Below are 19,629 nucleotides of genomic sequence, written 5' to 3'. Positions count from 1 at the left end.
AGGGGCGGAGAAGTCGAGTGCCGGCGGCCTTCCGGCGCCAGGTCGAGATAGGCGCGCGGGATCACCGGCGACGGGGACCAGCGTACGCGCTGGCGCACCTCGGTGAGCCAGGGGCCGCTGTCCGGGCCGGCGACCAGGCATACCAGTGGCGCCGACCGGCGTCGCGCGGGATCGACGGCGAGGGAGTGGAGCAGGGTGAGAACAGCGCCTACGCCGTCAAAAAACGGAATCATGACTCCCCCGTATCATTCCCATGGTCAGCACTATGCCACGTAGCGCACCGGATACCGGTTCCGGCCCGGCCCGGCCCGGCGGATCGTCCCTGTCGATTCGGTGGAGGCCGACGGTGCGGAGAAACGGTCGCGCGGTTTTTGACTGGCCGGCTGTCGTCCGGTGGGTGGGCACCTGCTTCCGGTGTGCTTTGCCGTGCTTCACGGTTTCAGGCGTCCGATGGTTGTTCAACCAGTGTTTTGATTTTGTTTTTTTGGCTTGGCCGTCCCGTCTCCGGGAGCCGTGGTTGTAGCGGGACTGCGGGTGGCTACGCCGCACGCTGAGCATGGTTGCTCTTCGTGACCGATCGGGTGGCTCCTCGGAGTGACTCGGATCGTGGCGGGCGGATACCGCGACGACTGTGCGTGTGCGGCTGTATGTATGCGGGCACACAGTGGACGATGGGGGGTATGGACGTTCCCGAACCGCGCCGACTGGAGTACACGGAGGCGCTGCGGCGTCTGCGGATCATGCTGGGTGACCTTGCCGAGCAGACCAGTCAGATCGTCCTCGACGCGACCACCGCGGTGACCGGGCGGGCCGACACCGCCGGTGTGCACGCCGCGGTGGCCTGCCTGCGTGACTGCTGTCAGGACCTCGACGAGGACCTGGTGCTGCTGCTGGCCCGGCAGAACCCGGTCGCCGGGGACCTGCACCTGGTCGTGGCCGGGCTGCGCACCGCCGCGGCGGTGCAGCGGATGGCCGAGCTCGCCGGCCACATCGCCGCCACCGCCGACCTGCGGGCACCCGCCGTCGTGGTCCCGGTCGGGCTGCGTCCCACCCTCAGCCAGCTCGGCCGGCTGTGCGCCGAGCAGGCGAGCAGCCTGGCCACCGCGATCTGCGCCGACGACCCGGCGGCCGCCGCCTGGCAGGTCACCGCGGGCGACGAGCCCATCGACCGCATCCACCGGCGGCTGATGGCCGCCCTCACCGACCCCGGCTGGCCCCACGGCATCCAGCAGGCGGTGGACCTCGCCTTGCTGTCCCGGTACTACGAGCGGTACGCCGACCAGGCTGTCACCGCGGCCCGCCAGCTCGTCCGCCTGCGCTGGGTCCCGTCGCTGTCGGACAGCCCGGACGATCCGGGCCTGCCGGCCGGTCCGGATACCGCCGCTGATCCGCCGGGAGGCCCGGCAGGAGGCCCGGTCAGATCGCCAGGGCGGACAGGATGAGGGTGATGCCGTCGTGGAACTGCTCCTGCATGTCCGTGGCGAGATGGTCGGCGGCCGCGGCGAGGTGTGGATAGCGGGACGCTGACGAAGCGATCGCGGTGATCGGTGTCACGGTGGCGTCCGGTCCTTTTCTGGCGATGGTCGCCGCGGTGTGCCGGGCCTCGGTCAGGGCGTGCCCGAGCGTGTAGAAGAGCAGGGTCGTGTAGGCGTCGGAGGCCTGGCGGTCGGGCAGGCCCGCCTCCCGTAGCAGGCCGATCGCGTGGTTGGTCCGTTCCCAGCTGGCCTCCCCGCCGGGCGGGCGGCGCAGCACGATGGGCGCGAGCGTCGGATGCCGCAGCAGCGATCCGCGCAGCTGCGCGAAGGTCTCCCTGAGGTCGGCCCGGGGATCGCCGGTGTGGGGGAGGGGCTCGTCGCCGCGCACGACCCGGTCGGCGAGCGCCTCCAGCAGCTCGTTCTTGGTCCGGAAGTGCCGGTAGACGGCGGTCGGGTCGATGTTCAGGCGCGCGCCCAGGGCCCGCATGCTGAAGCCGCCGACCCCGCCGATGTCGACGATCTCCATCGCGGTGTCGAGGAGGAGCTGCCGGGACAGCGTGCCGCGAGGGGTGCGGGTGTGGCGGGGCTGCGCGGTCTCCATCGCCGTGGCGTCTTCCTTCGGGATCGGGCGGCCCGGTCGAGGCGGGCCTGGACTGTCCGGGATCGGCCGTGTCGGCGTCCTGCCGGGATCTTCTCAGGGAGACTACAGTGTAGTCAACATTGTTGACGACACCTCTCTGCAATTTGATCTTTATTGTGCAACCGGTGCTATCCGCAAGATCAGATGATTGTTTTGGCGCCCAATAGTTCACTCATGGGAGGCTTGTCCGGTCGCTATCGCACCTATGACATCACTGTCAGACACAAGGAGTAACGACTCTTGGACAAGCCGGTGCCGCAGCCGGACGCTGCAGGCGCACAGGAGGCGGACGTCCGCGTGGACGGCTCCAGGCTCCCGCACGGGAGGCCAGCCGTTCCTGCCGGAGATCCTGTGACCCCGCCGTTCAGTGACGACTTCGAGTCAGGAGTGCACGAGCTCGACGAGGAGCTCGGCGTGCTCCTCGTCGAGGTGAACATGCGCCCGCCGGCGGAGTCCAGCGAGATCGCCCGGGCCATCGAGTCCAGGGCCGCGGCGCTGCGCGCCGGCCGCAACCCGAGCCGGACGCAGGCCATGGTGTTCGACGGGCTCGCCGCCAGGATCGCCATCACCCGCTCGGACCTGGCCGCCATGGCCGGCGACCTGCACACGGCGCAACGTATCGCCGACAGCGCCTACCGGATGGCGGTGGCGTCCCACGACCGGATCATGATCGGTTCGGCCCGCCGGAAGCAGGCTGCGATCGCGATGGAGGCGGGCCGGCCCACGGAGGCCCTGCAAATGATCATGGACGGGCTGCGGCGCTGTCCCGAGGGCCCTGTCGCCGCCGCGCTGCTGGCCCGGCAGGTACAGGCCAACGCGCTGGCCGGAGCGCACCCGGACATCGTCGAGCAGCAGACCGACGACGCCCTGGCGGCGGCCGGCGCGCTGCCCGCCGCCGAGCAGGGCATGCCCGGGCTGTTCTTCACCAGCTACCATCCGGCGGACGCCAAGGAGCGGGCGCTGACCGCGAACGCGCTCGTCGGCCGGGTCCGCCGTGCCGAGAGTCTCTACCGGTGCTGTGTGCCTGTCTTCGACGCGGTCGACATGCCCGGCTGGTCGTCAGGTGTCCGCTTCACGCTGGCCACCGCGCTCGTCCTCAGCGGTGGGCGCCTCGACCTGGAACGGTCGGCCGAACTCGTCGAGGAGGCCGTCACCATCTCGCTGCGCCGCCGTACCGGGGCGCTGTCGGCGAAGGCCGACCGGTGGATCGGCGCGGTCCGCCCGCACGCCGCCGGGACCCGCGCGATCGGGACGATCAGCCGGGTGCGGGCATGGCAGCGAGGCGAGCTCGGCACCTGACCGCCGGGCCCGCGGCCCGGCGGCCGCACTGAACGGGCCTCTCCTTCCGGTCCGTTCAGTGCGGGATGGCGTTCAGGAGGTCCTGGGCGCCCTGGCGGAGCAGCGCCACCGCGACCGACGCCCCCAGGGTCGTCGGGTCCGCGCCGGGGCCCCACTCGTGGGCGTCCAGGACGGTCTTGCCGTCGGGGCTGAACACCTTCGCCCGCAGGGACAGCCGCCCGTCGGGCTCGGTGTGGGCGTGCCCGGCGATCGGCGAGTTGCAGTGGCCCTGCAGGACGTGCAGGAGCATGCGCTCGGCGCTGACCTGCCGCCGGGCGTCGAGGTCGTCCATGCCGGCGACGAGCTCGGCGGTGTCGGTGTCGTCCTCGCGGCACTGCAGGCCGAGCACGCCGGCGCCGATCGGCGGGCACATCGCCTCCACCGAGAGGATCTCGGTGATGCGGCCCGCCTGGCCGATGCGTTCCAGGCCGGAGACGGCCAGCAGCAGCGCGTCGGCCGCGCCGGCGTCCAGCCGGGCCAGCCGGGTGTTGGCGTTGCCGCGGATCGGCACGGTCTCCAGATGCGGGTGGGACTGGGCGAGCTGGGCGATCCGGCGCACGGCGGAGGTACCGACCCGGGCGCCGACGGGCAGCTCGTCCAGGGTGCGGCCGCCGGGGTGGATCAGGGCGTCGCGGATGTCGTCCCGGGGCAGGTAGGCGGCGAAGACGGTGCCGGCCGGGACCGGGCGGTCCCCGGGGACGTCCTTCATACAGTGCACGGCGAGATCGGCGCGGCCGGCGAGCAGTGCCTCGTCGACCTCCTTGGTGAAGGCGCCCTTGCCACCGAGCGCGGACAGCGGGCCCGTCCACCTGTCCCCGCTGGTGGTGATGGGCACGATCTCGGCGGTGAGACCGGGACTGCGGGCTGTCAGCTCCGCGCGGACCCGCTCGGCCTGGGCAAGGGCCATCGGGGAGGAACGGGTACCAATACGGATCAGCCGGGATGCGGACATGGCCACCAGGCTAGTTCCCCGGGCCGCCACAGGCGCCCCGAGACCGCCCGAGTGTCGCACCCACCGCCCGCGCGGCCCGTCCACGGGCCCGCCTGGAGGATGCTCCGCTCCGGTTGGATACTCTGCCGCAACGGCATGGTGAAGGGCCCGTCTCTGTGTCCGAGGCGACAGTGGCTGGGCTGGCTGCGGTTACGGCCGCTCCTACGGCCGCTCCGGGCTTTCCGTCACTGTTCGTCACTGCCTGGCTGTCTGGCGGGCGGCCGTTATGGCCAGGGTGAGGGTCGCGGCGTCGTAGGCGCCGTGGTGGCGCCGGCCGTTGATGAAGAACGTCGGTGTTCCCGAGACGTCGCTGACGTCGGCGGAGGCGATGTCGCGCTCGACCCGGTCGGCACCGGCCCTGGCGCGCAGGTCGGCCCGGAACCGCTCGAGGTCGAGCCCCAGCTCGCCCGCGTACCGCAGCAGATCTCTGACCGTGAGGGCCGACTGGTGATCGAAGAGCAGGTCGTGCATCTCCCAGAACGCGCCCTGCTCGGCCGCGGCCTCGACCGCGATGGCCGCGTACTCGGCATGGGGGTGCACCTTCGTCAGCGGCAGGTGCCGCCAGACATAGCGCAGATCGCCGAAATCCGCGAGCAGCTCGCGGACGACGGCCTCGGCCCGGCCGCAGTAGGGACACTCGAAGTCGCCGTATTCGACGAGGGTCACCGGGGCGTCGAGCGGCCCCCGGATCCGGTCGCGCCCCGGGTCGACGGGCTCGGCGAGGTCGATGATGACCTCGGATACGCCGCGTTCGGCGCGGGCCCGCATCCGCGCCGGCAACATGCCCGCCACCTGGAAGACGATCCAGGAGAGCACGGACGCGGCGAGCGCCGCCATCAGAATACCGATCTTCGCCTCCGCGAGGCGCTCGCCGGTGAACGCCATCGTCGCGATCAGCAGCGGCACGGTGAAGCCGATCCCGGCGAGCACCCCGGCACCGGTGATCGCGTCCCAGCCGACGGGCAGGCGCACCCGGCCGTGGGTGACCGCCCTGACCAGCCACACCGAGCCGACGATGCCCACCGGTTTGCCGAGCAGGTAGCCGGCGACGACGCCGAGCGTCACGGGTGAGTGCAGCGCGCGGCCGAGGACGTCGCCGCTGATCTCGACCCCGGCGTTCGCCAGCGCGAACAGCGGGACGACAAGGTAGCTCGTCCACGGGTGGAAGATCTGCTGGAGGCGGTCGTTCGGCGAGATCGCGTACCAGACGCCGACCCGGGCCCTGCGGGCGAGTTCCGGTGTCGGCTGCTCGCGGAACGACAGGAACAGGTCGGTGGCGCGCTCCAGGTCGCCGCGCCCCGCCGGGTGGGCGTAGGTCAGCAGGCCCATCGCGAGCCCGATGACGATCGGGTCGATCCCGGAGCGCAACAGCGCGGCCCAGGCCGCGAGCCCCAGCGCGGCGTATCCCGCACCGGAGCGCATGCCCGCCGCCCGCGCCGCGAGTATCACCGCGAAGATGCCGAGCCCGGTGGCGAGCGCGCCCCAGACGACGTCCTCGCTGTAGAAGACGGCGATGACGACGAGTGCGACGACGTCGTCGACGACGGTGAGCGTCAGGAGGAACGTCCGCAGCCGCTCGGGGAAGCGTGGCCCGACGACGGCGAGCACACCCAGGGCGAAGGCGGTGTCGGTGGACATCGTGATCCCCCAGCCGCGCGCGGACGGTTCCCCCGCGTTGACCGCCAGGTAGATCAGGACGGGTACGGCCATCCCGGCCAGACAGGCCATGACGGGCAGGGCGAGGCGGCGTCGTTCCCGCAGTTCGCCTATGTCGAACTCGCGCCGGGTCTCCAGCCCGACGACGAAGAAGAAAAGCGCCATCAGCCCGTTGGTGACCCATTCCCGCAGGTCCTGCGCGACGCCCCAGCGGCCGATCCCGATCGACAGCTCGGTTCCCCAGACCGTCTCGTACGACGCGGCGGCGACGTTCACCCAGATCAGGGCGGCGAGCGTCGCCGCCAGCAGGACCGCGGCACCGCCGGTCTCGGTGCGCAGGAACTCCCGCAGCGGCGACCGGCCGCCCGGCCACGGGGTCCTGCCCGCGAACGCCTGGCCCGCCCCCCGGTCCGGTTCCGCCACACCACCGATTCTCGTTCGCCGAAGGCGGGGTGGCCGGTCACCAGCCGCGGGCACGCCATTCGGCGAGGTGGGGGCGTTCCGCGCCGAGGATGGTGTCGTGGCCGTGCCCCGGGTAGATCCAGGTGGTGTCGGGCAGCGGGCCGAAGACCTTGCTCTCCAGGTCGTCCATGAGGGATCTGAACGCGACGGGATCCCCGAACGTGGCGCCCGGGCCGCCGGGGAACAGGCAGTCGCCGGTGAACAGGTGCGGCGCCGCGGTGCCGGCGCCGTGGAGCAGCGCGATGGAGCCGGCGGTGTGCCCGACCAGGTGGATGACCCGCAGGGTGACCTCGCCGACGGTCACCTCGTCGCCGTCGCGCACCAGGGCCGTGGTCGCCACCGGGATGGCGCCGGCGTCGTCGGGATGCGCCACCGTGCGCGCGCCGGTGGCCGCGACCACCGCGGACAGCGCCTGCACGTGGTCGCCGTGGCGATGGCTGGTCACCACGGTCGCAAGGCCGCCGTCGCCGGCGAGGGCCAGCAGCGTGCCGGGCTCGTTCGCGGCGTCGATCAGGAGCTGTTCGCCCGTCGCGGCACATCGCAGCAGGTAGGCGTTGTTGTCCATCGGGCCGACCGCGACCTTGGAAATGACCAGTCCGGGCAGCGTCCGGACGTCCGCCGGCCCACCGACACGTACCGCGCCGGTGTAGCCGTCGCCGTTGATCTCGTGTCCCATCATCCCTCGCCGGCTGTCGGTTGTGCGGGTTTCATCATCCTGCGCTCCGGCATCCTCCGTTCCGGAACTGTCGGAGCCGGTCCGTAGCATGGCAGGCGCGGCGGATGCCACGTCCGGCCGTGGCACGGCCGGTCCCTGGTCCCAAGCCCCACGCTTGGCCTGGCCCCGAGCCTGGTCCCGTACTCGAGAGCCCCATCCTCAAGAGCAGAGCGCGAAGGATTCCCACGATGGCAGACCGTCTCGTCGTGCGCGGCGCGCGAGAGCACAACCTGCGTGACGTCGACCTCGACCTGCCGCGGGACTCGCTGATCGTCTTCACCGGCCTGTCGGGTTCGGGCAAGTCCAGCCTCGCGTTCGACACGATCTTCGCCGAGGGGCAGCGGCGGTACGTCGAGTCGCTGTCGGCCTACGCCCGCCAGTTCCTCGGCCAGATGGACAAGCCCGACGTCGACTTCATCGAGGGCCTGTCACCGGCGGTCTCCATCGACCAGAAGTCGACCTCGCGCAACCCCCGCTCCACCGTCGGGACGATCACCGAGGTGTACGACTACCTGCGGCTGCTGTTCGCGCGGGCGGGCCGGCCGCACTGCCCGACATGCGGCCGGCCGATCTCCCGGCAGACCCCGCAGCAGATCGTCGACCGCCTGCTCGAGCTGCCCGCGGGCACCCGGTTCCAGGTGCTGGCCCCCCTCGTGCGGGGGCGCAAGGGCGAGTACGTCGACCTGTTCGCGGAGCTGCAGGCCAAGGGCTTCGCCCGGGTACGCGTCGACGGCGGCGTCCACGCGCTCACCGACGTGCCGAAGCTGGAGAAGCAGCGCAAGCACACCATCGAGGTGGTGGTCGACCGGCTGGCGGTGAAGGCGTCCGCCAAACAGCGGCTGACGGACTCCGTCGAGACCGCCCTCGGCCTCGGCGGCGGCCTGGCGCTGATCGACTTCGTCGACCGGGACCCCGCCGGCCCCGACCGGGAGCGGATGTACTCCGAGCACCTGGCCTGCCTCTACGACGACCTGTCGTTCGAGGAGCTCGAGCCGCGGTCGTTCTCCTTCAACTCCCCGTACGGCGCCTGCGCGCAGTGCTCGGGCCTGGGCACCCGCAAGGAGGTCGACCCCGACCTGGTCGTCCCCGACCCGTCGCTGTCGCTGGCGGCCGGCGCGGTCGCCCCCTGGTCGGCCGGCCACAACAAGGAGTACTTCACCCGGCTGCTCGAGGCCCTCGCCGCCGACCTCGGCTTCCGGATGGACATCCCCTGGGAGGGGCTGCCGGAACGGGCCCGCAAGGCGGTGCTGTACGGGCGGGGCGAGACCGAGGTCCAGGTCTCCTACACCAACCGCTACGGCCGCTCCCGCCAGTACTACACGGCCTTCGAGGGCGTCGTCGCCTTCCTCCAGCGCCGCCACCGCGAGGCCGAGTCCGACAGCAGCCGGGAGCGCTACGAGGGCTACATGCGCGATGTCGCCTGCTCGGCCTGCCGCGGCGCCCGGCTCAAGCCCGAATCGCTGGCGGTGACGCTGGGCGGCCGGTCGATCGCCGAGATCGCCGGCATGGCCATCGGGGAGTGCGCCGCGTTCCTGCGCACCCTCGAGCTCACCGAGCGGGAGCGCACGATCGCCGGCCGGGTGCTCAAGGAGATCGACGCGCGGCTGGCGTTCCTGCTCGACGTCGGCCTCGACTACCTCTCGCTGGACCGGGCCGCCGGCACCCTGGCCGGCGGTGAGGCGCAGCGGATCCGGCTCGCCACCCAGATCGGCTCCGGGCTGGTCGGCGTCCTCTACGTGCTCGACGAGCCCTCGATCGGGCTGCACCAGCGGGACAACCGCCGCCTCATCCAGACCCTGGTACGGCTGCGGGACCTCGGCAACACCCTGATCGTCGTCGAGCACGACGAGGACACGATCCGGGCCGCCGACTGGGTCGTCGACATCGGCCCCGGCGCCGGGGAGCACGGCGGGAAGGTCGTCGTCTCCGGCTCGGTGGACGCGCTGCTGTCCGCGGAGGCCTCGCTGACCGGGGCGTACCTGTCCGGCCGCCGGGAGATCCCGGTGCCCGGCATCCGGCGTCCGCCGGCCAGGGGCCGGGCGCTGACCGTCCACGCCGCCCGGGAGCACAACCTGCGCGAGGTGACGGTGTCGTTCCCGCTCGGCTGCTTCGTCGCGGTCACCGGCGTCTCCGGCTCGGGCAAGTCGACGCTGGTCAACGACATCCTGGCCACGGTGCTCGCGAACAGGCTCAACGGCGCCCGGGAGGTGCCGGGCCGGCACCGCACCGTCACCGGTGTCGAGCATCTCGACAAGGCCGTCCGGGTCGACCAGTCGCCGATCGGGCGCACCCCGCGCTCGAACCCGGCCACCTACACCGGTGTCTTCGACCACATCCGGCGGCTGTTCGCCGAGACCACCGAGGCCAAGGTCCGCGGCTACCTGCCCGGGCGCTTCTCGTTCAACGTCAAGGGCGGCCGGTGCGAGGCCTGCGCCGGCGACGGTACCATCAAGATCGAGATGAACTTCCTGCCGGACGTGTACGTGCCGTGCGAGGTCTGCCAGGGCGCCCGGTACAACCGGGAGACGTTGGAGGTCCACTACAAGAACCGCAGCATCGCCGAGGTCCTCGACATGCCGATCGAGGAGGCCGCGGAGTTCTTCGCCGCCGTCCCCGCGATCGCCCGGCATCTACGCACCCTCGACGACGTGGGCCTGGGCTACGTCCGCCTCGGGCAGCCGGCGCCGACGCTGTCCGGCGGCGAGGCGCAGCGGGTCAAGCTCGCCGCCGAACTCCAGCGACGCTCCACCGGGCGCACCGTCTACGTCCTGGACGAGCCCACCACCGGGCTGCACTTCGAGGACATCCGCAAGCTGCTCGGGGTCCTCGGCCGGCTGGTGGACGCCGGCAACACGGTGATCGTCATCGAGCACAACCTGGACGTCATCAAGACCGCTGACTGGATCATCGACATGGGGCCGGAGGGCGGCACCGGCGGCGGCCGGGTGGTCGCCGAGGGGCCGCCCGAGACGGTCGCCGCGGCCGCGGAGAGCCACACCGGCCTCTTCCTGCGGGAGATCCTCGGGCAGCGCCTCGACACGGCCCAGCACGACGCGGCGGCGCTGCCCCCGGCGGCAGCAGCATCCTCGGCGAACTCGGCGAAGACCCCGGCCGCACGGGGGGCCGTCTCAGGCCAGCGGCCACCACGCACCTCGCTGCGCCCCGCCGCGGATGCTGTGGCGGGATAACCCCCGCGGCGGGCCCGCCACCAGCCGTCCGCGAGGTCACGGGCGGCTGGTACGGAGGGCTCCGCGGGGGCGGGGGGTCAGTTCTCCAGCAGGTTCGCGAGGACGGTGTCCAGCTCCTCGGCGGTGCCTTCCTGCCCGCGGGGAACGACCCGTTCGGTCGCGTCGAGGAACGCCCGAGCGGCGTCCATGCTCAGCCGGACGGCGGAGCGCAGCTCACCGGCGGTCAGGTCGAGGCGGATACAGCCGCGCTCGGGCTCGGGGGTGATCCGCACGTCGCCGGTGCCGGTGGGCACGTCCAGCCCGGCCCGCAGCGCGTCCCGCAGTACCACCCACGTCCCGCGGGGCAGCGCGGGGTGATCGGGCCGGGAGATGAGCTCCAACGTCACCGCGAGGGGGTCGGCCCGTCGCCAGTTCACCTGCAGCACGGTCAGCCGCCCGCGGGAAGGTGCGTCATCGACGACCAACTCGGTGGTCACGTCCTCCACCTGCATCCGTCGTGCCTCCTTCGTCGTCCTGCGACGCTGTGCACCGCGGTATCGAGGGTGACAGCCAGTCAGGCAAGACGCCACCCGGAAAGCGTGGCGGGATCTGTTCGGGACCAGCTGGGACAAGGCCGGCGCCGACATTGCGGGACCCTGGCCGGGGAGGTCGTCATCTCGATGTCGTGGGGAAGGCGTCTGTCGGCTCCGCCGGCCGTACAGGGCCGGCCGGCTGCGTCGATCATATCGGCCCTGTTCCGCTGTCCGCGCGTCGCCCCGCCGGCCATGCCCGGCCGGCCAGGCCCCGCCCGGCTGGTGAGAGGCGCGCTCACGGCCGGCCCACCACACCCATCCGCCGCCGAGCGTCCGACGGATCATGCTTCGCACACCGCTCATGGTCTTCGAGCATGGGCCCTGGCGTTGCTTCCCGGCGGGCGCGGTGAGCGGGTGTCCGCGAGCTGTGAGATATGCCTGCTCACGTTCACCGCGGGGTGCGCTCGCGCACCAGGTCACGGCCACCCCGCACAGTTAAGTGCTCAGCGTGGTGAAATGGTTACGTGGAGGCGTTGTTCTGTGCCGATCCGGCTCGCCGTAGGCTCGGTTCATGGCTGATCCGGCGTCCTACCGTCCCGCGCCGGGATCGGTTCCGGAGACCCCGGGGGTGTACCGGTTCTTCGACGAGCACGGCCGGGTGGTCTACGTGGGCAAGGCGAAGAACCTGCGCGCCCGGCTGTCGAACTACTTCACCGACATCCACAACCTGCACCCCCGCACCCAGCACATGGTGACGACCGCGAGTTCGGTCGACTGGACCGTCGTATCGACCGAGGTCGAGGCCCTGCAGCTCGAGTACACGTGGATCAAGGAGTTCGATCCCCGCTTCAACGTCCGATACCGGGACGACAAGAGCTACCCGAGCCTCGCCGTCACCCTGTACGAGCAGTTCCCGCGCCTGCAGGTGATGCGCGGCGCCAAGCGCCCCGGCGTCCGCTACTTCGGCCCCTACCCCCACGCGTGGGCCATCCGGGAGACGCTCGACCTGCTCCTGCGCGTCTTTCCGGCGCGCACGTGCAGCACGGGGGTGTTCAAACAGGCTGCCCGCATCGGCCGGCCCTGCCTGCTCGGCTACATCGACCGCTGCTCGGCGCCGTGCGTCGGCCGGGTCGACGCCGTCGAGCACCGTCGCATCGTCGAGGATTTCTGCGACTTCATGTCCGGGCAGACCGGCCGCTACATCCGCAAGCTCGAACGTGAGATGGCCGCGGCCGCGGCCGACCAGCGGTACGAACAGGCGGCCCGGCTGCGCGACGACATCGGCGCGCTGCGCCGGGCGATGGAGAAACAGGCGGTCGTCCTGCCCGACGGCACCGACGCCGACATCATCGCGTTCGCCCAGGACGAGCTCGAAGCCGCCGTGCAGATCTTCTATGTACGTGACGGCCGGGTCCGGGGCCAGCGCGGCTGGGTCGTGGACAAGATCGAGGATCTGACGACGGGGGAGCTGGTCGAGCAGTTCCTCACCCAGGAGTACCTCTCCGACAACGCGGGCACGCCGTCCGCCGGGGCGGACAGGCCGGCGGGCCAGGCCACAGACCAGGCCGCGGGCCCTGATACGAGCCGGGCGGGCGCGGGCCGGGTGGGCACGCGGGTGACGAACGAGATCCCGCGGGAGGTGCTCGTCCCGGAACTCCCACCGGACGCGGACGTGGTCGCGGACCTGCTCGGCATCGCCCGCGGCGGCCGGGTCGACCTGCGGGTCCCCCGGCGCGGGGACAAGCGCACCCTGATGGAGACCGTCGAGCACAACGCCAGGCAGGCGTTCGCCCTGCACCGCACGCGCCGGGCCAGCGACCTCTCCGCCCGCAGCCGGGCGCTGTCGGAGCTCTCCGACGCCCTGGGCCTCGCCGACCCGCCGCTGCGGATCGAGTCGTTCGACATCTCCAACCTGCAGGGCACCGAGGTCGTCGCCAGCATGGTCGTCTTCGAGGACGGGCTGGCGCGCAAGTCGGAGTACCGGCGGTTCGCCATCCGCGGGGCCGACGGGCAGGACGACGTCGCGAGCATGCACGAGACGATCACCAGGCGGTTCAGCCGGTACCTCGCCGAACGGGCCCGGACCGGGGAGTTCGCGGGCCTGCCGGATCCCACCGGCCCTGCCGACGTCACCGACGCCTTGAGCCCGGCGGACCTGCCGGACGCGCCGGCGTCACCGGGCTCTCCGCCGCGGCCGGCCGCCCCGACCGGAGCGGCCGGCCCGGGCACGGCGGCCGGGGCCGTCAGCGCCGCGCTGGACCCCACCACCGGCCGGCCGCGGCGCTTCGCCTACCCCCCGAACCTCGTCGTCGTCGACGGCGGCCCGCCGCAGGTCGCCGCGGCGCGCCGGGCCCTCGACGCGCTCGGCATCGACAGCGGCCCCGGCGGGGTCGCCCTGTGCGGGCTGGCCAAGCGCCTGGAGGAGGTCTGGCTGCCGGACGAGGAGGATCCGGTGATCCTGCCCCGCACCAGCGAGGCGCTGTACCTGCTGCAGCGGGTCCGGGACGAGGCGCACCGGTTCGCGGTCACCTACCACCGGCAGAAGCGCTCGAAGAGCATGGTCCGCTCGGCCCTCGACGACGTCCCCGGCCTCGGGGAGACCCGCCGCAAGGCGCTGCTGCGCGCCTTCGGCTCGCTCGCGCGGATCCGGCAGGCCACCGTCGAGCAGATCGCCGAGGTGCCGGGCATCGGCCGGCGCACGGCCCAGGCGGTCGTGGACGCGCTCGCCCCCACCGGCCCCGGCGGCGCGGACGCCACCCCGGGTGCGGTCGACCCGTACACCGGAGAGATCCTGGACAGCGCGGACGCCTCACCATCCGCACCATCCGCGGCCCCGGCAGGCAGTCCCGCGCCAGCCACGGCCACCAGCGTTCACGACACCAGCCGCGCCACCGCCCCTGACCCCGGTCCTGACGCCACACCGACACGGGGTGTTCCCACATGACCTCCGCCGCGCCCGCCGCGCCACTTGAGCTCGCCATCATCACCGGGCTGTCCGGAGCCGGCCGCAGCACCGCGGCCAAGTGCCTGGAAGATCTCGGCTGGTTCGTCGTGGACAACCTGCCGCCAGCGCTGCTGGCCACCATGACCGAGCTCGGGCTGCGTTCCCAGGGCGCGGTCAACCGCATCGCGGTGGTCGTGGACGTCCGCGGCCGGGCTTTCTTCCCCGACCTGCGCGCGACCCTGGACGCGCACGCCGCCCGCGGCATGCACCCGCGGGTGCTGTTCCTGGAGGCCGCGGACGAGACGCTGGTGCGCCGGTTCGACCATGTCCGCCGGCCGCATCCGCTGCAGGGCGACGGCCGGGTGGTCGACGGCATCAGCCGTGAGCGCGCGTTACTGGCGCAGCTGCGCGGCGAGTCGGACCTGGTGCTGGACACCACCGACCTCAACGTCCACGAGCTGCGCGCGAAGATCGACGCGGCGTTCGGCCAGCCGTCGGGGACCAGGCTGGCCGCGACGGTGGTCTCCTTCGGCTACAAGTACGGCCTCCCGCTCGACGCGGACCTGGTGGCCGACTGCCGGTTCCTGCCGAACCCGCACTGGGTGGCGGAGCTGCGGCCGTACACCGGCTGCGACCCGCAGGTACGTGACTACGTCCTTGAGCAGCCCGGGGCGGAGGAGTTCGTCGAACAGTACGCGGCGCTGCTGCGGCTGGTGGGGGAGGGATATGTGCGTGAGGGCAAGCGGTATCTGACGCTCGCGGTGGGCTGTACCGGCGGCAAGCACCGCAGCGTGGCAGTGGCCGAACAGCTCGCCGGGCGGCTCGCCGGGGACGGCGTCGGCGTCCGGATAGTGCACCGTGACCTGGGGCGCGAGTGACCGTCATCGACCGAGCGCCCATCGGCCGGGCGCCAGGGCCCGGCCCCGCGGTGGTGGCCTTCGGCGGGGGGCACGGGCTGGCCGCGTCCCTGCGGGCGCTGCGGCGCATCACCCACCGTCTCACCGCGGTTGTGACCGTAGGTGACGACGGGGGCTCGTCAGGCCGGCTGCGGGCCGAGCTGGACGCGCTGCCCATGGGTGATCTGCGGATGGCACTGGCCGCCCTGGCCGGCCCGGACACCTGGTCGTCCGCCTGGGCGGAGCTGTTCCAGCACCGGTTCGGCGGGGACGGGCCGCTGGCCGGGCACGCCGTCGGCAACCTGGTGCTCACCGCGCTCGCCGAGCGGCACGGCTCCCCGGTGGGCGCGCTCGACCTGGCCGGCAGGCTGCTGGGGGCCGCCGGCCGGGTGCTGCCGCTGTCCGACGACGGCATCGACATCGTCGCCCGGGTCGCCGGCCTCGACCCGGGTGACCCGCACGCCACGGTGGAGGTCCGCGGGCAGGCGGCGGTGGCCACCACGGCCGGGCGGGTGGTGAGCGTGTATCTGCGGCCGGCCAAGCCCGCCGCCTGCCCGCCGGTGCTCACCGCGATCGACAGCGCCGAGTGGATCGTGTTCGGCCCGGGGTCGCTCTACACCAGTGTGCTGCCCCACCTGCTGGTGCCCGAGGTCACCGGCCGGCTGCTCGGTTCGCCGGCCCGCCGGGTCATGGTGCTCAACCTGGTGCCGCAGCCGGGCGAGACCGAGGGCTACCTGCCGGAGGAGCACCTGCGGGTCATCGGGACGCACGTGCCGGAGCTGGCCCTCGACGTGGTGATCGCCGACCCCGACGCGGTGCCCGACCCGGCCGCGCTCGCCCACGCCTCGGCCGAGCTGGGGGCGCGGCTGCACCTGGCGCCCGTCGCCCATCCCGGCGAACCGCGCCACGACCCCCGGCGGCTGGCCGCCGCCTTCGAGGCGGTGTTCGGGCTGACGCCGGACAGCCGGCCGGGGCGGGAAGAGCACGCGGGAAGAACAGAGATCTTCCGACCGGGCCCCGGGCCCTCGGCCGGCGCCGCACCCGGTGGCGCGTGGCCCGGCGCCGGGCGACCGGTCGGGAACGACGAGCTTGTCAGCGACGAGGCGGCATCGGCCGGTGGGACGCGCGGTGGCCCCGCCACCGCCGGCCGGTCGTGTGAAGGTGAGGAATGATTCGTGTGGCTGCAATGACCGCCACCGTCAAGGACGAGCTCAGCCGGTTGCGGGTGGCCAAGCCGTGTTGCCGCCGCGCGGAGATGGCCGCGCTGCTGCGCTTCGGCGGCGGGCTGCACATCGTGCGCGGCCGTATCGTCGTCGAGGCCGAGCTCGACGCGGGTGCCACCGCGCGGCGGCTGCGCCGGGAGATCGCCGAGGTCTTCGGCTTCCCGTCCGGTATCGCGGTGCTCGCCGCCGGCGGGCTGCGCCGGTCGGTGCGCTACATCGTCCGGGTGGAACGCGACGGTGAGCAGCTCGCCCGGTCGACCGGGCTGCTCGACCAGCGGGGCCGGCCGGTGCGCGGGCTGCCGCCGCAGGTCGTCACGGGCGCGGCCTGCGACGCCGCGGCGGCGTGGCGCGGGGCGTTCCTGGCGCACGGCTCGCTGACCGAGCCGGGCCGGTCGTGCTCGTTGGAGATCACCTCGCCGGGGCCGGAGGCGGCGCTGGCGCTGGTCGGCGCGGCCCGGCGGCTGGGGGTGGCGGCCAAGAGCCGGGACGTGCGCGGGGTGGACCGGGTGGTGATCCGGGACGGGGACGCGATCAGCGCGCTGCTGACGAAGATCGGCGCCCATGACAGCCTGCTGGCTTGGGAGGAGCGCCGGATGCGCCGGGAGGTACGGGCGACCGCGAACCGGCTGGCGAACTTCGACGACGCCAACCTGCGGCGCTCCGCCCGGGCGGCGGTGGCGGCCGGGGCCCGGGTCCAGGCGGCGCTGAAGATCCTGGGGGACGACGCGCCCGGCCATCTGCTGGCGGCCGGCCAGCTGCGCCTGGAGCACGCCCAGGCGTCCCTGGAGGAGCTGGGCTCGCTCGCGGACCCGCCGTTGACCAAGGACGCGGTGGCCGGCCGTATCCGGCGGCTGCTCGCGCTGGCGGACAAGCGGGCGCACGCGCTCGGGCTGCCGAACACCGAGGCGAGTGTCTCTCCGGATCTTCTCGAGAACGCCTAGCGAGCGGGCCGCCAACTACGCGATCATGTTCTTTCCGTGCTGCCACGGGTGCGCAGCTCGGCGCCTCACCGGTGTCGGCTGGTATATCCTTAGCAATACTAAGTAAAAGGGATATTACCGTCTCCGCCGAGATGGTCGGATGGGACGGCCGGACGACGGCGCGACAACCGGCCCCGCGGGCCCTGACTCGCGTCGGCGAGAGCATGCTTCTTCTCTCTGACGCAGGCCCGCAAGGCCCGGCACACGCCAGGATGGTCCGCGAGGGAACGCGGCAAGGAGGAGATATGGACAGCTTCGGCAGCACAGGTCATCTCAAAGTCGGTGACCACACGTATACGATCCGCCGGCTGGACGCGGTGCCCGGAGCCGACCGGCTGCCCTACAGCCTGCGCGTCCTGCTGGAGAACCTGCTGCGCACCGAGGACGGTGCCAACATCACGGCCGGCCACGTGCGCGCGCTCGCGGCCTGGGACCCGGCCGCCGAGCCGAGCCAGGAGATCCAGTTCACGCCGGCTCGGGTGATCATGCAGGACTTCACCGGCGTGCCGTGCGTGGTCGACCTGGCCGCGATGCGCGAGGCCGTGACGGCGCTCGGCGGGGACCCGGCGAAGATCAACCCGTTGGCGCCCGCCGAGCTGGTGATCGACCACTCGATCATCGCGGACGTCTTCGGCCGCGCCGACGCGTTCGCCCGCAACGCCGAGCTGGAGTTCGGCCGCAACCGCGAGCGCTACCAGTTCCTGCGGTGGGGCCAGGCGGCCTTCGACAACTTCACCGTCGTCCCGCCGAACACCGGGATCGTCCACCAGGTCAACCTGGAGTACCTCGCCCGGGTGGTCTTCACCAGGGACACCCCCGACGGCCGGCTGGCCTACCCGGACACGCTGGTCGGCACCGACAGCCACACCACAATGATCAACGGGCTCGGGGTGCTCGGCTGGGGCGTCGGCGGCATCGAGGCCGAGGCCGCCATGCTCGGCCAGCCGGTCAGCATGCTCATCCCGACCGTGGTCGGCTTCAAGCTCACCGGCGAGCTCACCCCCGGCACCACCGCCACCGACCTGGTCCTGACCATCACCGAGAAGCTGCGCCAGCACGGTGTGGTCGGCCGTTTCGTCGAGTTCTACGGCGAGGGCGTGGGCAACGTCCCGCTGGCGAACCGGGCCACCATCGGCAACATGAGCCCCGAGTACGGCTCGACCTGCGCGATCTTCCCGGTGGACGCGGAGACGCTGGCCTACCTGCGGCTGACCGGCCGTCCCCAGGAGCAGATCGACCTGGTCGAGGCCTACACCAAGGAGCAGGGGCTGTGGCACGACCCCGGCCACGAGCCGGTGTACACCACCACCCTGGAGCTCGACCTGTCCACGATCGAGCCGTCGCTGGCCGGGCCGCGCCGCCCGCAGGACAGAGTGCCCCTGCGCACCGCCAAGACCGCCTTCCGCACGGCGCTCACGGACTACGCCGGCTCCGCCGCGACCGCCCCGGCCGCGCTGGTCAACGGCGGCGCGGACGAGGCCAGCGCCGAGTCCTTCCCCGCCAGCGACCCCGCGGCCGCGTTCGCGGACAAGGCCGGCGACGCGCCGGTGTCGTCCAACGGTGTCGCCGGTGACGTCGCCGACCGCCCGTCCAGCCCGACCCGGGTGACGCTCGCGGACGGCACCAGCTTCGAGATCGACCACGGCGCGGTCGCGATCGCCGCGATCACCTCGTGTACGAACACCTCCAACCCGCAGGTCATGGTCGGTGCGGCGATCCTGGCCCGCAACGCCGTCGAGCGCGGCCTGACCCGCCGGCCGTGGGTCAAGACCACCCTCGCCCCGGGCTCCAAGGTCGTCATGGACTACTACGAGCGCGCCGGGCTCACCCCGTACCTGGACAAGCTCGGCTTCAACCTGGTCGGGTACGGGTGCACCACCTGCATCGGCAACTCCGGCCCGCTGCAGGAGGAGATCAGCCAGGGTGTGAACGACGGTGATCTGGCGGTGGTCAGCGTCCTGTCCGGCAACCGCAACTTCGAGGGCCGGATCAACCCGGACGTCAAGATGAACTACCTGGCGTCCCCGCCGCTGGTCGTCGCCTACGCGCTGGCCGGCACGATGGACATCGACCTGACCAGCGACCCGCTCGGCACCGACACCGCCGGCAATCCGGTCTACCTGCGCGACATCTGGCCGAGCGAGGCCGAGGTCGCCGAGGTCGTCGGGGACGCGATCCGCTCGGAGATGTTCACCGAGGACTACGGCGACCTCACCGGGGACAAGCAGTGGCAGTCGCTGCCCACCGGCGACGGGGGCGAGGTCTCCCAGACCTTCGCCTGGGCCCCCGACTCGACCTACGTCCGCCACCCCCCGTACTTCGAGGGGATGCCGGCGACGCCGGCGCCGCGCCCGGACATCGTCGGCGCCCGGGTGCTGGCGCTGCTGGGCGACTCGGTGACCACCGACCACATCTCGCCCGCCGGTTCCATCAAGCGGGACTCGCCGGCCGGCCGCTACCTGGTCGAGCACGGCGTCGACCCGAAGGACTTCAACTCCTACGGCTCCCGCCGGGGCAACCACGAGGTGATGATCCGCGGGACGTTCGCCAACATCCGGCTGCGCAACCGGCTCGTTCCCGGCGTCGAGGGCGGGGTCACCCGCCACCTG

The 19,629-nt window shown here is 72.5% G+C and carries 14 protein-coding genes; 8 read left to right on the top strand and 6 right to left on the bottom strand.

The window, feature by feature from the left end; translation table 11 throughout:
• Nucleotides 1-233, bottom strand: a 233-nt coding sequence (locus AC5LSR_RS06550) for a hypothetical protein (protein ID WP_493468247.1), incomplete at its 3' end; no start/stop codon positions are given.
• A gap of 447 nt (nucleotides 234-680) precedes the next feature.
• Between AC5LSR_RS06550 and AC5LSR_RS06545 the strand changes: the two genes are divergently transcribed.
• Entirely contained in the window at nucleotides 681-1,442 is a 762-nt protein-coding gene (locus tag AC5LSR_RS06545; RefSeq protein WP_250285107.1) for a phosphate signaling complex PhoU family protein, read from the top strand.
• Here AC5LSR_RS06545 and AC5LSR_RS06540 read toward each other — a convergent pair.
• Nucleotides 1,417-2,076: a TetR/AcrR family transcriptional regulator gene (locus tag AC5LSR_RS06540; RefSeq protein ID WP_250285108.1), complete on the bottom strand. Its 660-nt coding sequence runs from the start codon at nucleotides 2,074-2,076 to the stop codon at nucleotides 1,417-1,419. The two genes, AC5LSR_RS06545 and AC5LSR_RS06540, sit on opposite strands and share 26 nt — an antisense overlap.
• Nucleotides 2,077-2,466: 390 nt before the next feature.
• Here AC5LSR_RS06540 and AC5LSR_RS06535 point away from each other — a divergent pair, with 390 nt between their 5' ends.
• Nucleotides 2,467-3,414, top strand: coding sequence for a hypothetical protein (locus AC5LSR_RS06535; RefSeq protein WP_250285109.1), 948 nt, complete (start codon nucleotides 2,467-2,469; stop codon nucleotides 3,412-3,414).
• A 55-nt stretch (nucleotides 3,415-3,469) separates the two neighbouring features.
• On the opposite strand, the gene hemC is transcribed toward AC5LSR_RS06535, so the two are convergent.
• From hemC to AC5LSR_RS06520, 3 genes are all read right to left on the bottom strand, one after another.
• Nucleotides 3,470-4,405, bottom strand: coding sequence for a hydroxymethylbilane synthase (gene hemC / locus AC5LSR_RS06530; protein WP_250285114.1), 936 nt, complete (start codon nucleotides 4,403-4,405; stop codon nucleotides 3,470-3,472).
• Nucleotides 4,406-4,639: 234 nt separating this feature from the next.
• Nucleotides 4,640-6,523, bottom strand: a complete 1,884-nt coding sequence (gene nhaA / locus AC5LSR_RS06525; protein ID WP_250285110.1) for a Na+/H+ antiporter NhaA — start codon at nucleotides 6,521-6,523, stop codon at nucleotides 4,640-4,642.
• 37 nt (nucleotides 6,524-6,560) lie between these two features.
• Nucleotides 6,561-7,238 (bottom strand): MBL fold metallo-hydrolase, encoded by a 678-nt coding sequence (locus AC5LSR_RS06520; protein WP_250285115.1) that lies wholly within the window; start codon nucleotides 7,236-7,238, stop codon nucleotides 6,561-6,563.
• 227 nt (nucleotides 7,239-7,465) lie between these two features.
• Here AC5LSR_RS06520 and uvrA point away from each other — a divergent pair, with 227 nt between their 5' ends.
• A complete protein-coding gene (uvrA, locus tag AC5LSR_RS06515; RefSeq protein WP_250285111.1) occupies nucleotides 7,466-10,465 on the top strand; it encodes an excinuclease ABC subunit UvrA in 3,000 nt (999 codons plus the stop codon).
• 77 nt (nucleotides 10,466-10,542) lie between these two features.
• On the opposite strand, the gene AC5LSR_RS06510 is transcribed toward uvrA, so the two are convergent.
• A complete protein-coding gene (locus AC5LSR_RS06510; RefSeq protein WP_250285112.1) occupies nucleotides 10,543-10,956 on the bottom strand; it encodes an SsgA family sporulation/cell division regulator in 414 nt (137 codons plus the stop codon).
• Between the two features lie 592 nt (nucleotides 10,957-11,548).
• On the opposite strand from AC5LSR_RS06510, the gene uvrC reads away from it, so the two are divergent.
• From uvrC to AC5LSR_RS06485, 5 genes are all read left to right on the top strand, one after another.
• On the top strand, nucleotides 11,549-13,921 hold the full coding sequence (gene uvrC / locus AC5LSR_RS06505) for an excinuclease ABC subunit UvrC (RefSeq protein ID WP_493464631.1): 2,373 nt from the start codon (nucleotides 11,549-11,551) through the stop codon (nucleotides 13,919-13,921).
• Complete coding sequence (gene rapZ / locus AC5LSR_RS06500; protein ID WP_250285063.1) at nucleotides 13,918-14,799, top strand: RNase adapter RapZ; 882 nt, start codon at nucleotides 13,918-13,920, stop codon at nucleotides 14,797-14,799. The genes uvrC and rapZ overlap by 4 nt, the downstream gene beginning before the upstream one ends.
• Entirely contained in the window at nucleotides 14,796-15,989 is a 1,194-nt protein-coding gene (locus AC5LSR_RS06495; protein ID WP_250285066.1) for a gluconeogenesis factor YvcK family protein, read from the top strand. The genes rapZ and AC5LSR_RS06495 overlap by 4 nt, the downstream gene beginning before the upstream one ends.
• A gap of 5 nt (nucleotides 15,990-15,994) precedes the next feature.
• Nucleotides 15,995-16,981: a DNA-binding protein WhiA gene (whiA, locus tag AC5LSR_RS06490; RefSeq protein WP_493464630.1), complete on the top strand. Its 987-nt coding sequence runs from the start codon at nucleotides 15,995-15,997 to the stop codon at nucleotides 16,979-16,981.
• Nucleotides 16,982-17,265: 284 nt separating this feature from the next.
• Nucleotides 17,266-19,629, top strand: a 2,364-nt coding sequence (locus AC5LSR_RS06485) for an aconitate hydratase (RefSeq protein ID WP_493468246.1), incomplete at its 3' end; no start/stop codon positions are given.

This window comes from Protofrankia sp. CiP1_Cm_nod4, assembly GCF_982290645.1.
The sequence above is the reverse complement of the archived record's forward strand: the minus strand, read 5'-3'. Positions and strand labels throughout refer to the sequence as shown.